This is a genomic window from Shinella sp. GW821-FHT10F02 (assembly GCF_058809275.1).
In genome coordinates, this window is record NZ_JBXASL010000003.1 from 254,165 (window position 1) to 268,064 (window position 13,900).

Sequence of the window (13,900 nt, forward strand, 5' to 3'; positions counted from 1 at the left end):
GGGGCTCCTACGGCAATGCGTGCGCCAGCTGCGTGCGTTTTTCGGCACGGCGGCGCAGGATTTCGGCGAGGGTCAGCATGAGGATCGAGGCGACGAGCATGATCGTGCCGAGCGCCAGCACGCCGGGAAGCTTGGCGGCGAAGCGCAGCTGGCCCCAGATATAGACGGGCAGCGTCGGCGCGGTGCCGGACAGGAAGAAGGCGAGGATGAACTCGTCGAGCGAGATGGTGAAGGTGACGAGCAGGCTGGAGACGATGGCTGGCGCGACGACCGGCAGCGTGACGCGCCGGAAGGTGCCGATCGCGGTTTCGCCGAGGTCGTAGGAGGCTTCTTCCAGGCTGCGGTCGAAGCCCTCGAAGCCGGAGACGAGCACGGACATCGCATAGGGCACGCAGAACACGGTCTGGCCGAGGATGACGGTGACGAGCGAGAGCTCGATACCCATGGCCAGCACGATCATCAGCAGCGAGACCGCGACGATGATCTCCGGCAGGAAGAGCGGCGCCATGATGAGGCCTGCCGCCGTCCTCTGGCCGCGAAAGCGATAGCGCGTGATGGCGCGGGCGGCGCAGATACCGAGCACGGTGGAGAGCACTGCGACCGATATGCCGACGACCAGGCTGTTCCAGGCCGCCTCCATCATCACCGAATTGCCGGCGAGAGAGGCGTACCACTTGGTGGTGAAGCCGGCGAGCGGGAAGGTGGTCGTCGCCGCATTGTTGAAGGAGAAGACCGGCAGCAGCAGGATCGGCAGGTAGAGGAAGAGGAAATAAACCGCGACATAGACAGGCAGCCACGGAATGAAGCGCAGGCGCTGCGTGAGGAGGCTCATTTGATCCTCCTGACGGTAAACTTCAGCGCGAGCACGACGGCGGCGGCGGCGAGCGAGACGAGGATCATCGTCGTGACGGAGAGGGCTGCGCCGAGCGGCCAGTTCGCGCCCTTGCCGAACTGCGCCTGGATGGCCGTCGCGATCATCACGCCGTCCTTGCCGCCGACGAGGCGCGGCGTCACGTAGTCGCCGACGGTCGGGATCATCACGATGAGGAAGGCGGAGACGACGCCCGGCAGCGACAGCGGCAGGGTGACGCGGAAGAAGGCGCGCAGCCGACTGTCGCCAAGGTCGCGCGCCGCTTCGATATAGGTGCGGTCGATCTTCTGCAGCGAGACGTAGATCGGCAGGATGGCGAAGGCGGCCCAGCTGTGCACCAGCGTGATGACGACGGCGTTGGAGTTGTAGAGGAGCGAGGTCACCGGCTTGTCGATGAGGCCCATCGAGATGAGGCCGGTGTTCATGACGCCGCCATAACCGAGGATGACCTTCCACGACATGACGCGCAGCAGGTAGCTGGTCCAGCACGGCACGGTGACGAGGAAGAGCCAGAGGTTCTTGTGCACCCCGCCGTGGAAGGAGATGAACCAGGCGATCGGGTAGGAGAAGACGACCGTGACCACGCTCACCGTCAGCGAGATCCACAGCGAGCGGATGAAAAGGTCGCGGTAGATCGGTTCGGTCAGCGCCTGGCGGTAGTTTTCCAGCGTGAAGGTGCGGTCGATGTCGAGATAGTTCTGGGTCCAGAAACTGTAGGCGATGACGATGAGGACCGGGAGAAAAAGCAGCGCCAGCGCATAGAGGAAGGTCGGCGAGATCATGGCGAGGCCGCGGGCCTCTTCGCTGCGTGTCCAGGCCCGGCGTTTCGCCGGGGAGGGCGTGTCAGCGATCCTGTCGAACGCCGCCGCCGTCATGGGGCGGGGCTCCGGTCGCGGCAACATTCATAGAGCGTGAGACTTCCCGTTCCCATGTGGTGCGCCTTTTAGGCTTTGTGTGTTCCCTAATGACAACATGCGCCCGAATCCCCGTTGAAATCAAGCCCCACTTCTGCAATATTGATTGAACGAACATTCAATATGATTGGGAAATACAAAATCTTTCATATTGTTGTGCTCAGAATCTTCCTGGTAAATAATCGATGGAGCGGGACATGGCGGCAATTCCGAAGACGGCGAACGAGGACCTGCGTGCCGACGAGGCGGCCGGTGACGAGATCACCCGGCTGGCCGAGCGCCATCTCGTGCAGCCCTGGCCGGTGTCGGGCTCGATCGGTGCCGAGGCGCGCGGGCGCATCGAAGCGGGCGAGGGCATCTATGTGACGGATGCCAGCGGCCGAAAACTGATCGATGGTCCTGCCGGCATGTGGTGCGTCAATGCCGGGCATCGCAACAAGGAACTCGCCGACGTCATGGCGTCGCAGGCCATGGAGCTTTCCTACAATTCGCCCTGGTACACGACGAACACCCCCTCCGCCGTGCTGTCCGCGCGGCTTGCCGAGCATGCGCCTGACGGCGTCGACCATGTCTTCTACACGACGGGGGGCTCCTCGGCGGTCGAGACGGCGCTGCGCTTCATGCAGTTCGCCAACAATGTGAAGGGCCGGCCGGAGAAGAAGCTGATCGTCTCGCGTCAGGGCGGCTATCACGGCTCGACCTATCTTTCCGCCTCGCTCAACGGCCGGCCGCGCGACCACGACTGGATGGACAGTGCGTCGGATCTCGTCGTCAAGCTTTCCTGCCCGGACCCGTTCCGCCGGCCGGAGGGCATGAGCGTCGAGGCCTTCTGCGATTTCCTCGTGGAAGAATTCCGCCGCGTCATCGAGGAGAAAGGCGCCGAGAATATCGGTGCCTTCATCGCCGAGCCCGTCATGGCCTCCGGCGGCGTCATCGTGCCGCCCGCCGGCTACCTCAAGCGCATGCATGCGCTTTGCCGTGCCAACGACATCCTCTTCATCGCCGACGAGGTGGTGACGGCCTTCGGGCGCCTCGGCCATGTCTTTGCGTCGAAGGATGTCTTCGATATCGAGCCGGACATGATCACCTTCGCCAAGGGCGTCACGTCCGGTTATTTCCCGCTCGGCGGCGTGATGATTGCGGGCCGGTTGTTCGAGGAACTGCGGCGCTCCAATCATTCCGAGGCGATGTTCGCACATGGGCTGACCTATTCCAGCCATCCGGTCGGCTGCGCCGTGGCGCTGAAGAACCTCGACATTCTGGAAGGCGGCCTTCTGGAGCACGCGCGCGCGGTGTCGGACCATTTCCAGACGAGCCTCAAGGCGCTGGAAGACCTGCCGCTCGTCGGCGAAGTGCGCGGCCTCGGGCTGATGGCCTGCGTCGAATGCGTCGCCGACCGGGTCAGCAACAACCCGCTGACGCTCGATCTCGAAGTGGGAAAACGCATTGACCGGCATTGCCAGGAACTCGGGCTCCTGGTGCGCCCGCTCATCAGCATGTGCGTGATGTCGCCGCCGCTCACCATCTCCACCGCGCAGATCGACGACATGGCGGCGATCCTGCGCCGCGGCATCGAGCTTACCATGGACGACCTCACCCGCGAAGGGCTTTGGAAGGGCTGAGCCCTTCCGCACAAGACCCTGTTTGGACCGACATTCCCGGGTCCAAACGTTTGAGGCCCGCGAAAGCGGGCCTCTTTTTTGTGTCGGTGGTTTAGCGGCTTTCGACCAGGCCGGCATTGACCTCCGCCATCACCTTCTCCTCCGGCGCCTCCTTCAGCGTGACCACCGGCAGCACCTTGCGAATGTGGTCGTGGTGCGTGCGCACGCCATATTCGAGGTCGGAGAGGTAGAAGCCGGCGAAGGCGTTGGAGGTCATCGCCTCGTTCGACCAGACGGTGAGCTGCACGTCCTCGGACTGCGTGTCGCGGTCGATGCGATAGGCGAGGTAGCGGGCGAGGCGCTGGGCGCGGTCTTCCTCGCGGTAGCGGTAAATGCCGCCGCGCAGCAGCGTCTTGCCGACGCCGATGGGGAATTCCTGGTAGAACTGCATGGTCTCCGGCGTGACCGCGATGACGCAGTTGGGGAACAGGCCGAAATAGATCCAGGCCTTGCGCAGCCGTTCGGGAAGCCGCGGGTTGTCCTGCGAGATCTTGACGTAGTTGCGCACGCTCCAGCGCCGGCCGGCATGAGGATTGTAGGTGGCGAAGGACCGGCAGAGGCCGTCGACGAAGGGTTCGTCGTAGTAGGTCGAGCCGTAGAGATCCTGAAGGGCCGGATGCGCCATCGCGACATGGTAGCCTTCGTTGTCGACGTCGCGCACGGACTTCCAGTTGACCGGGCTCTCCTGCGTCCAGATTCCACCCGTCGGCACCATCTCCTCGGAACGGTAGTGCGAAAGTTCGTCCTCGAAGGGCTTCATCAGTTCGGCGACGGAGGGCTGGGGGCCGGGCGCGAAGCGGATGAAGACGAAACCCTGCCAGATCTCGCATTCGAGCGATTTCAGCGCGAATTCGTTCTTGTCGAGCGGCGGAAAGCTGCGCGGGCGCGCGGCACCGCGCAAGGTGCCGTCGAGATTGTAGACCCAGCCGTGGAAGGGACAGACGAGTGCGTTGCGGCAAGTGCCCGTCTCGTCGGCGACGAGGCGCGAGCCACGGTGGCGGCAGATATTGTGGAAGGCGCGCACGGTGCCGTCCTGCCCGCGCAGGATAAGCGCGCGCTCGCCGACGACATCCATGGCGAGATAGTTGCCGGGCTCTGGAATGTCGGAGACGTGGCAGGCGATCTGCCAGTGCTCGCGGAAGACATGCTGCTTTTCGAGCTCCAGCAGGGCGGGGCTATGGTAGCACCAGCCCGGAAGTCCGCTCCTGTCCCAGTCGTTCGGAACATTGATATCGCGGATCATCTCGTTCATGTCGCTCCCCTTATTTTGCTGAACGTTCATTCAATATAAACACAATTTCCGTTCAAAAGGAATAGCTTGCGAAGACGTGATTGTTTTGAATCGGCAAAAACCCGGTCGCGGCGCGGCCGGGGAGGGGCGGATTTTCGGCGAAAACCGCGTCGGTGCCGCAGCTTAACGGCAGGTTTTGACGCGCGTTACCGGTCGAGTTCCGGGTAGTAGCGTTCCATGTAGCTGGGCCTCAGCTTCTCGCCGATCATGCAATCTGCGCTTTCGCCGGCGGCGCGGATCACGCGGGCGGGCGGTTCGGCGCCGCTGACTTCGAGGATCAGCTTGCGGCGGATGGCGATGGCGAAATCCTCCGGCTCCTGCACCGGCAGGACGAAAGCGCCGGGGCCGCCGATCACGCAGTTCGAATAATAGTCGTCGAGCGAGCCATAGGCGGCCGAGGGGCGGATCATGATGGCGAGGCCGTTGATGATGATGCCGAGCGCTGTCGCGGCATCGCGGGCCGGCGTCACGGGCGGTCCAAAGTTGTTCGGGCCGTCGCCGGAAACGTCGATGACGCGGCGCATGCCGGAATAGCCGTTGCCATCGAAGAGTTTTGCGCCGTAGACGATGGCGCCGGAGATCGACGTGCCGCGGCGTGTGGCGATCGGGCGGGCCTCCAGCTGGGCGGCGAAGGCCTTGGCGTCTTCCGGCCCGGAGATGATCTGCCAGGGCAGGTGCGAACTGTCGCGGATCGTGCCGGCCCATTCGAAATAGCTGATGGCGATGCGGCCGGTCAGGCCGTCACGCACGGCATTGACGAAATCGGGGTGTCGGAGTGCATCGACATAGCCGGCGCGCTGCACCTGCGCCTCCTCCAGGTCCATCGAGCCGGAGACGTCGACCGCGAGCACCAGCTCCACGTCGACCTCCTGGTCGGAGGTGGCGGCGATCTCGGCGCCGGCCGTCAGGCTCATCAGCAAGGCAAGCGTTGTCAGCATGGCCATCACCTATGTGCATATCCCGGACGGCAAATGTATCACGAACCGTGGAAGGAAAGGACGGGCACAGTTCAAAAATCGGTGATGCCGGCGAATAGCCGCCCGCCCGCGACCGTCAGATTGCTGTTCCAGCGATTTTCGGACGCCGGGAACGGGACTTGCCTTCGGGCAGAGAAAGCAGATCGAGATGGGCTTCAAGGATATTTTCAGCACGCTTCGCAACAGGATGTTCGGTCGGGCGGAGAGCGCGCCGGCGGAGCCGCTTTCGCCGCAGGAACAGCTGGTCCGCGACTACGATCTCTACCTCGTCGACCTCTATGACGAGATTCCGGCCCTCGTTCCGCAGCGCGACGCCATGCGGATCGCCTGGCGCAACGGCGATTTCGAGGCCTACCAGCGCGCCTTCGAGGCCGCGCGGGCCGGCGGCATGATCACTGAGAGCGGCCGGCCGCACTATTCCCTGGTGAAGGACTGGTTCTTCGAGCCCTTCCTGGAACTGCCGGACGAGGAAGCGCCGGCGCATGAGGAGATGCTCAAGCCGTTCCGGGCGTTCTTCCAGCGCAGCCCGTCGCCGTTTTCCGCCGCCACCTATGCCGATGCGCTGCGCGTAACGGCCTTCGCGCGGCGCGGCACCGCCTATGGGCGCTTCGTGCGGCCGGAGCAGTGGAAAAGCTACGAGGAGTTGCTGAAGGAAGCGGACGACGTGCTCGACAGCCATCCGGACCCGGAAAATTTCAGCTGGCGGATGAGCGATTACCGCCGCGCGGCGAACGAGGGCAGTTTCGACGTCTTCAAGGCACGCTTCGAGCGGGCCTGGCTTCTCGACCGTTACAATGTCGATCTCTGCCGCGCGCATGCCCGCATGATCATGCCGCGCTGGCTCGGCCGCGACGCTCAGGATCTCGAAGATTTCGCCCGGCGGGCGGTGGAGCTGACGCGGGAGCGCTTCGGCCTCGGCTTCTATGCGCTGATCCAGCAGGCGAACACCGATGTCGGCGATCACGAGCTTGCCGACACGCTCTGCGATCCGGCCCTCGTCAAGCAGGGGTTCGAGGATCTGCTTGACCGCTTCCCGGCGCCGAGCGTGATGAACCTCTATGCCGACATGCTCGAATGGATGGGGGACACCGAGGCGCTCGCCGATCTGCTGGAGGCCCGTTTCCGCGTGATGGTGCCGCAGATCTGGTATGGCGACACGCGCGGCGAGAAGATCTCCTACGTCTTCGATACGCTGCTGGAAGCGGCGGACGTGCTGGAACAGCGCCGCGCCCGCAAACGCGCGTGATGGCTTAAAGCGCCGTCAGCTCGCGGATCGCCATGCGCTTGTAGACCTCGACCAGCCGGTCGCCTTCCGCCCGCGCGACCGAGACGGCAAGGCGCATGGTTGCCTCGCCGAGATGCATGACGAGAAGGGCGGTCGCCTCGATCTTTTGCGGATCGGCGTTCGGCCGCAGCGCCGTCAGCCGGGCGGCGAGCAGCGCGCCGTTGCGCCGGCTTTCCTCGACCTCCATGGCCCGCAGCGCGCCATCCGCCTGCACCGCCGACCAGATGTCGCGGATGACGGGTTCGGCGAGGAAGATCGCATAGTAGGTATCGATCAGGCTGGCGAAGGCGGTGCCGAGATCGTCCATGCTTTCGACGGCGGCGAGGCCTTCGGCGATGCAGGCGCGGCTATCCTCGTTGCAGCGTTCGGCGAGCGCATGCACCACGGCGCTCTTGTCGGGAAAATACTGGTAGAGCGAGCCGATCGAGATGCCCGTGCGCTGGGCGAGCTCGCTCATGCGCAGCGCATCGCTGCCCGTTTCGGCAATCATTTCCGTCGCGTTTGCAAGGATGGCGTCCACCCGCTCGCGGCTGCGTTTCTGGGTCGGCGCGCGGCGCATCTGCGTTTCGCTTAGCTCTCTTTCCACCATCTGCTCCAAAGGCTCGCATAATCGCGCTTGACAAATACGAGGATTCCTCACATTTTGCAAACATGAGTGATGCTCATATTTTGGAGGATTCGACATGACGAACAAACGCATTCTGCTTCTGGGCGGTGAAGGCAAGACGGGGCGGCCGATCGCCGAAAGATTGCGGGAAAAGGGATATACGGTCCGGCTTGGGTCGCGCTCGGCGGACATCCCGTTCGACTGGCGCGATGCGTCCGGCTGGCCGGCGGTGCTGGCGGATGTGGATGCGCTCTACATCGCCTACCAGCCGGACCTCGCGGTGCCGGGTTCGGACGATGATATCCGCCGGCTTTCCCGCCTCGCCGCCGAGGCGGGCGTCCAGCGCATCGTGCTGCTTTCCGGCCGCGGCGAGGATGCGGCGGAGGCGAGCGAGGAGGCGATGAAGGAGGCGGGCATCCCCTGGACCGTGCTGCGCGGCAGCTGGTTCTTCCAGAATTTCAGCGAGGGCCTGTTTGCCGAACAGATTCTGGCGGGCGAGTTGGTGCTGCCCTCCAGCACGGTCCGCGAGCCTTTCGTCGATACGCGCGACATTGCCGAGGTGGCAGTGGCGGCACTGACGGAGGAGGGGCATGCGGGCAGGACCTACGAACTGACCGGCCCGCGGCTGATGACCTTTCGCGAGGCGCTGGCGGAGTTTTCCGCGGCGAGCGGGCGCGCGGTCGCCTATACGCCGGTGACCGTCGAGACCTATGCTGGCATCCTGCGCGAGGCCGGCATTCCGGAGGATGTCATCTGGCTCGTCACCTACCTGTTCGGCTCGGTGCTCGATGGGCGAAACGAGTCCCTGAGGGCCGATATCGAGCAGGTGCTCGGCCGGCCGCCGCGCGATTTTACAGATTTCGCCCGCGATGTCGCCGCAACCGGTTTCTGGAGGACCTGATCATGGCAAGCGTTTTCCCCATCCTGACCTTTTTCGCTATCCTTGCAGCAGCGCTCAATGCCGGCCTGTTCTTCATCTTTTCCGTCTGCATCATGGCCGCCTTCGCGCGCCTGACGCCGGCGGAAGGGGCGGCGGCGATGAACGCCATCAATGTCGTTATCCTGAACCCATGGTTTGCCACTGCCTTCTTCGGTGCCGCGGCTCTGTCGCTGGCGCTCGTCGTCATCGGCTTCCTGCAGGGCGGGGCTGGCGGGCTCATGGCCGTGGCCGGCGGCTTGGTCTTCCTCGTCGCGGTCATTGGCGTGACGATGGTCTTCAACGTGCCGCTCAACGATGCGCTCGCCGCGGCCCCCGCCGGCAGCGCGGAACAGGCGACGCTCTGGCAGCGCTATCTCGATGTCTGGACGCCATGGAACCATGTGCGCACGCTCGGCTCGCTTGCCGCCGTCGGGCTTTTCGCGCTTGCCTTCCGCCAGGGGGTGCCGCTCGGCTGAGGCCGGGCTGGCGCTCGTCCCTTCGGCCTGCTAGCTCTTGCATCAGAGACCGCCGGAGCCGACCTTGCAGGACATTACCGACCTTTCCGCCCTTGCCCTTTCCGCCGCCATCGCCGAGCGCAGGCTTACCTGCCGAAGCGTCATGGCGGCCTACCTCGCCCGAATCGAGGCAATCAATCCGCGCATCAACGCCATCGTCAGCCTCCGGCCGGCGGAAGACCTGCTGGCCGAGGCGGACGAGGCCGATCGCGCGCTTGCGGCGGGCGACTATCGCGGCTGGCTGCACGGTCTGCCCTTCGCGGTGAAGGATCTTTCCGAGGCGAAGGGCATCCTCTGCTCCTTCGGTTCCGCGAACTATGCGGATTTCGTGCCGGACTATGACGACATCCATGTCGAGCGCATCCGGGCGGCGGGCGCCATCGTCATCGGCAAGACCAATGCACCGGAAATGGGCCTCGGTTCGCACAGCTACAATCCGGTCTTCGGCGTCACGCGGAACCCCTACGATACGGGCAAGAGCGCCGGCGGTTCTTCCGGCGGTGCGGCGGCGGCGCTTGCGGCGCGGCTGCTGCCGGTCGCCGATGGCAGCGACATGATGGGGTCGCTTCGCAATCCTGCGGGTTTCAACAATGTCGTCGGCTTCCGCCCGTCCTTCGGCCGCGTGCCCTCGCTCGGCAACGAGCTTTTCCTCGGCCAGCTCGCCGTCAACGGCCCGATGGGGCGCAGCGTCGCCGATGTTGCGGCCCTTCTCGCAACGCAGGCGGGGCATGATCCGCGCGATCCGCTGTCGCTGGTCGACGAGGATCTCTCGCTGGACGGGAGCCGCGATCTCTCCGGCGCCCGCATCGGCTGGCTCGGCGATTTCGGCGGCTACCTGCCGTTCGAGCCCGGCGTGCTGGAGCTCTGCCGCGAGACGCTCGACGTCTTCCGGCGGCTCGGCTGCACGGTGGAGGAGGTCGCGCCGGGCTTCGACATGCCGCGGCTGTGGCAGACCTGGCGCACGCTGCGCCACTTCCTCGTCGCCGGCGGGCAGGCCGCCGACTATGACGATCCCGCGCGGCGCGCAAACATGAAGCCGGAAATGCTCTGGGAGGTCGACAACGGCCGCGCGCTTTCGGCGGCGGAGGTCTATGCGGCGTCGCTTGGCCGCAGCGACTGGCATCGCTACGTCGAGGGCCTCTTCGAACGCTATGATTTCCTCATCCTGCCCTCGGCCCAGGTCTTCCCGTTCGATGCCGAACTCGATTGGCCGAAGGCGATCGACGGGCGGGCGATGGACACCTATCACCGATGGATGGAGGTGGTCATCGGGCCGACGCTCGCCGGCCTTCCCGTCGCCGCAATGCCGGCCGGTTTCGGGGCGAACGGGCTGCCCGCGGGCATCCAGATCATCGGCCGCGCGCGGGCCGATCGTGACGTGCTGGCGGCCGCCGCGGCCTATGAAAAGGCCACCGACTGGCTCGCCCGGCCTCCCCAGTTTTAGGGATGCGGGGCGCAAGGCCACGTCATCGCCGCATTCTCGTGACAGGCAGCCTTGCCGGGCGGTGAGGACACCCCGGCGGATTCCTTCAAAAACACGAGGCGCCGTTTAGGAATTGCTTACCATATTTCGTCATTCTTTGCTCGTTCGGCAGAAGTCCGGGGCGCGTGGCCCCGATGCCTGCCGCCAGCGTAAAGGCCCTCGGACTGTCTGTTCCGCGGCCGCGTCGAGTAACGAGTATCGGGTAACGAGTATCATGGCGTCTGTGTACAGTTCCGCGCGTTCCGCGTCGAAATCCCGTCGGGGCCGTTCCGCGGGCATCCTTCTCAGCACATTGCTTGCCTGCGGCGTCATCGCCGGGTCCGCCTGGGCGGTCGTCTCGACGCTCGGTGCCATGCAGGAGGCGGCAACGTCGCTTTCCGACGGCAAGAAGGCCATCGCCGGCACGCTCCATACCAAGACCCCCGCCAGGGAAAAAGCCGCCGACCGGGTGGTGAAGATCGCGAAATTCTCGCGGCTCTCCCCGGCCTCGGAAAGCGAGCTTCGCCAGAAGCAGCTGACCGCCGAGGCGATCCAGGTCGCGCACCAGCGCAAGATCTCGGTCCAGCTCGCCTCCGCCGTGAAGCGCGAAAAGGCGAAGGCGGCGTTGATCGAGGCGGCCTATGCCCGCGCCGAGCGCTCCGTCGAACAGGAGAAGGCGATCACCGGCCAGCCGGCCATGGTGACCGCGCTCGTCGAGGATACCTCCGCCCGCAAGGACATCCAGCCCTTCGGCCTCGTCATGCAGAAGCCGCAGACGGAGGAGGAAAACCTCCTCAGCCAGATCCCGCTGCCGGAAGCCAAGCCCGCGCTCGAGACCGTCGTCATCGAAAAGCCGGTGGTGGTGGAGGAAGAAAAGCCGGTCGCGCGCAACAAGCGCGAAAAGGCGAAGGACAAGGACAAGGAAGAGGTCGCCTACGCCAAGCCCGACCGATCGCTGTTCGGCAACCTGTTCAAGGGCGGCAGCGGCAGCAGCAATGGCACGGGTTGGCTCGGCAAAGGCACGCGCGTTGCGATCTACGACGTCTCCAACGCGACGGTCTACATGCCCGACGGCACGAAACTGCGCGCCCATTCAGGCATCGGCAAGATGCGTGACAATCCGCGCTACGAGCACGTCAAGATGAACGGGCCTACGCCGGCCGGCATTTACCGCCTGAAGATGCGCGAGCGGCGCTTCCACGGCGTCGAGGCGATCCGCATGACCTCCATCGACGGGCGCGACCCGAAGAACCGCACGGGCCTCCTGACGCACACCAACCTTCTGCGCAACCAGAAGGGCTCGCATGGCTGCGTCGCCTTCCAGAACTACGAGCCGTTCCTCAACGCCTTCAAGCGTGGGCACATCACCATGATGATCGTGGTGCCGGAACTGCCGTCGTCGCGCACCCAGCTTGCCGCGCTCTACCGCAAGGCCGGCGCCTGACATTTTTCGCGTGAACCCTGAAACCGGCGCCCTTGGTGCCGGTTTTTTGCATTTTCCGGCCGGGCGCGGAGATTTTCTCCAAATGTTGTGAGCAATAACCATTTGGTTTAGCAAATGCTAAGAATTTCGGGTCAAATTTAACCAACTTCTTTTGATGGCTTGGTTTGCCTTAGCCACATCTACGTGGGGACCCAGACGTGACTGCCTTCGATTTCGGATTGAATTCCCGCTCCGTGCTTGCCGCGATGAACCGCTCCCAGGCGATCATCGAATTCGACCTCTCCGGCAGGATTTTGCACGCCAACGAGAATTTTTTGCAGGCCGTCGGCTATGAGCTTTCGGAGGTCGTCGGCCAGCACCACCGCATGTTCGTCGATCCGGCGGAGGCCGCGTCGGCAGAATACGCGGCCTTCTGGGCGCGGCTTGCCGAGGGGCACTTCGACCGGCGCCAGTACAAGCGCATCGCCAAGGGTGGCCGCGAGATCTGGATCGAGGCCTCGTACAATCCCGTCTTCCGCGGCAAGAAGCCGGTGAAGGTGGTGAAGTTCGCGACCGACATCACGGCCATGAAGCGAAAGGCGATGGAGGATGAGGGCAAGCTCGCGGCGCTGAGCCGGGCGCAGGCGATCATCGAATTCACGCCGAAGGGCGACATCCTCGGCGCCAACGAGAATTTCCTCGCCACCCTCGGCTACCAGCTTTCGGAAATCGTCGGCCGGCATCATTCCCTGTTCTGCGCCCCGGACTATGTGGCGAGTGCGGCCTACAAGGATTTCTGGGCGCGCCTTGCCGAAGGGCACTTCGTGTCCGACCAGTTCACCCGCGTGACCAAGGGTGGCAGCCGTATCCATATCCAGGCCTCCTACAACCCGATCCTCGATGCCGATGGCAAGGTCTTCAAGGTGGTGAAGTTCGCCACCGATGTGACGGAGCGCGTGCGGGCGATCGAGGAGATCGGCGCGGGGCTCGGGCGCCTTGCCGAATGCAACATCCGCATGACGATCGACCGCGAGTTCATCCGCGAATTCGAGCCGCTGCGGCGGGATTTCAACAATTCGATCGGCGCCTTCCAGGAAACCCTCTCGCAGGTGCTCGACCAGACCTATATCCAGAACCGCAGTGGTCAGGAGATGCGCAAGGCGGCCGAGGATCTCTCGGAACGCACGCGCCAACAGGCCGTAGCACTCGAAGAAACCGCAGCCGCACTGACGCAGGCAACCGTCGCCGTGCGTTCTTCGACCGACCGGACGCGGGAGACGCGCAAGCTCGTCCAGGACGCCCGCGCCTCGGCAAACAGCTCTGCCGACGTCGTGAACAACACCGTGAGCGCCATGCAGCGCATCGAGGCCGCTTCAAGCGAGATCAGCCAGATCATCGGCGTCATCGACGAGATCGCATTCCAGACCAACCTGCTTGCGCTGAATGCCGGCGTGGAGGCCGCGCGGGCGGGCGAAGCGGGCAGGGGCTTTGCGGTCGTTGCGCAGGAGGTTCGCGAACTGGCGCAGCGCTCCGCAAAGGCGGCCCGCGAGATCAAGACGCTGATCACCAATTCCAGCGCTGAAGTTAAGGATGGTGTGCGTCTCGTCGGCGAGACCGGCCGAGCCCTTCGCGAGATCGAAAACTTCGTCGAAGAGATCGACCATAATGTCGACGCGATAGCGACCTCTGCCGCCGAGCAGGCGAGTGGTCTCGAGGAGATCAGCGCGGCCGTCTCCGATGTCGACCGTATCACGCAGGAAAACGCCGCCATGGTGGAGCGGACGACTTCGACGAGCCAATCCCTGGCCGACGGTGCGATAACGCTCAGCGACCTTGTCAACCGGTTCCAACTCAACCGTCGCACGCTTCGCCGTGACGGAAGCGAAATCTGGACGCCGGAAGAGCGCGCGGCCCGGCTCGGCGCGGTGCGCAAGGCCTCCTGACCAATTCAAGGCGGGGCCGCTCTTATGGCCCC

12 protein-coding genes are annotated in these 13,900 nt (G+C 64.6%); 7 read left to right on the forward strand and 5 right to left on the reverse strand.

The window, feature by feature from the left end; genetic code table 11:
• Positions 1–7: 7 nt before the first annotated feature.
• Together AC1RWL_RS11005 and AC1RWL_RS11010 are read right to left on the reverse strand one after the other, a co-directional pair.
• A complete protein-coding gene (locus AC1RWL_RS11005) occupies positions 8–832 on the reverse strand; it encodes an ABC transporter permease (RefSeq protein ID WP_493094759.1) in 825 nt (274 codons plus the stop codon).
• Entirely contained in the window at positions 829–1,746 is a 918-nt protein-coding gene (locus AC1RWL_RS11010) for an ABC transporter permease (protein ID WP_439616299.1), read from the reverse strand. Before AC1RWL_RS11010 ends, AC1RWL_RS11005 begins: the two co-directional genes overlap by 4 nt.
• A gap of 236 nt (positions 1,747–1,982) precedes the next feature.
• Between AC1RWL_RS11010 and AC1RWL_RS11015 the strand changes: the two genes are divergently transcribed.
• Positions 1,983–3,407, forward strand: coding sequence for an aminotransferase (locus AC1RWL_RS11015; protein WP_493094758.1), 1,425 nt, complete (start codon positions 1,983–1,985; stop codon positions 3,405–3,407).
• 91 nt (positions 3,408–3,498) lie between these two features.
• Here the strand turns inward: AC1RWL_RS11015 and AC1RWL_RS11020 are convergent, their stop codons facing one another.
• Both AC1RWL_RS11020 and AC1RWL_RS11025 read right to left on the reverse strand, forming a co-directional pair.
• Entirely contained in the window at positions 3,499–4,698 is a 1,200-nt protein-coding gene (locus AC1RWL_RS11020) for an aromatic ring-hydroxylating oxygenase subunit alpha (RefSeq protein ID WP_493094757.1), read from the reverse strand.
• 185 nt (positions 4,699–4,883) lie between these two features.
• On the reverse strand, positions 4,884–5,675 hold the full coding sequence (locus tag AC1RWL_RS11025; RefSeq protein ID WP_493094756.1) for a DUF1194 domain-containing protein: 792 nt from the start codon (positions 5,673–5,675) through the stop codon (positions 4,884–4,886).
• Between the two features lie 187 nt (positions 5,676–5,862).
• On the opposite strand from AC1RWL_RS11025, the gene AC1RWL_RS11030 reads away from it, so the two are divergent.
• Positions 5,863–6,960 (forward strand): hypothetical protein, encoded by a 1,098-nt coding sequence (locus AC1RWL_RS11030; RefSeq protein WP_493094755.1) that lies wholly within the window; start codon positions 5,863–5,865, stop codon positions 6,958–6,960.
• Positions 6,961–6,964: 4 nt separating this feature from the next.
• Here the strand turns inward: AC1RWL_RS11030 and AC1RWL_RS11035 are convergent, their stop codons facing one another.
• On the reverse strand, positions 6,965–7,588 hold the full coding sequence (locus tag AC1RWL_RS11035; RefSeq protein ID WP_493094754.1) for a TetR/AcrR family transcriptional regulator: 624 nt from the start codon (positions 7,586–7,588) through the stop codon (positions 6,965–6,967).
• A gap of 94 nt (positions 7,589–7,682) precedes the next feature.
• Here AC1RWL_RS11035 and AC1RWL_RS11040 point away from each other — a divergent pair, with 94 nt between their 5' ends.
• From AC1RWL_RS11040 to AC1RWL_RS11060, 5 genes are all read left to right on the forward strand, one after another.
• Positions 7,683–8,507 carry an NmrA family NAD(P)-binding protein gene (locus tag AC1RWL_RS11040; protein WP_493094753.1) on the forward strand — a complete coding sequence of 275 codons (825 nt, stop codon included), beginning with the start codon at positions 7,683–7,685 and terminating at the stop codon, positions 8,505–8,507.
• Positions 8,508–8,509: 2 nt separating this feature from the next.
• Positions 8,510–9,001, forward strand: coding sequence for an anthrone oxygenase family protein (locus tag AC1RWL_RS11045; RefSeq protein WP_256117069.1), 492 nt, complete (start codon positions 8,510–8,512; stop codon positions 8,999–9,001).
• Between the two features lie 64 nt (positions 9,002–9,065).
• Positions 9,066–10,484 carry an amidase gene (locus AC1RWL_RS11050; protein WP_493094752.1) on the forward strand — a complete coding sequence of 473 codons (1,419 nt, stop codon included), beginning with the start codon at positions 9,066–9,068 and terminating at the stop codon, positions 10,482–10,484.
• Between the two features lie 253 nt (positions 10,485–10,737).
• Positions 10,738–11,946, forward strand: a complete 1,209-nt coding sequence (locus AC1RWL_RS11055; RefSeq protein WP_493094751.1) for a DUF2778 domain-containing protein — start codon at positions 10,738–10,740, stop codon at positions 11,944–11,946.
• A gap of 245 nt (positions 11,947–12,191) precedes the next feature.
• Positions 12,192–13,868 (forward strand): methyl-accepting chemotaxis protein, encoded by a 1,677-nt coding sequence (locus tag AC1RWL_RS11060; protein WP_493094956.1) that lies wholly within the window; start codon positions 12,192–12,194, stop codon positions 13,866–13,868.
• Positions 13,869–13,900: the final 32 nt, after the last annotated feature.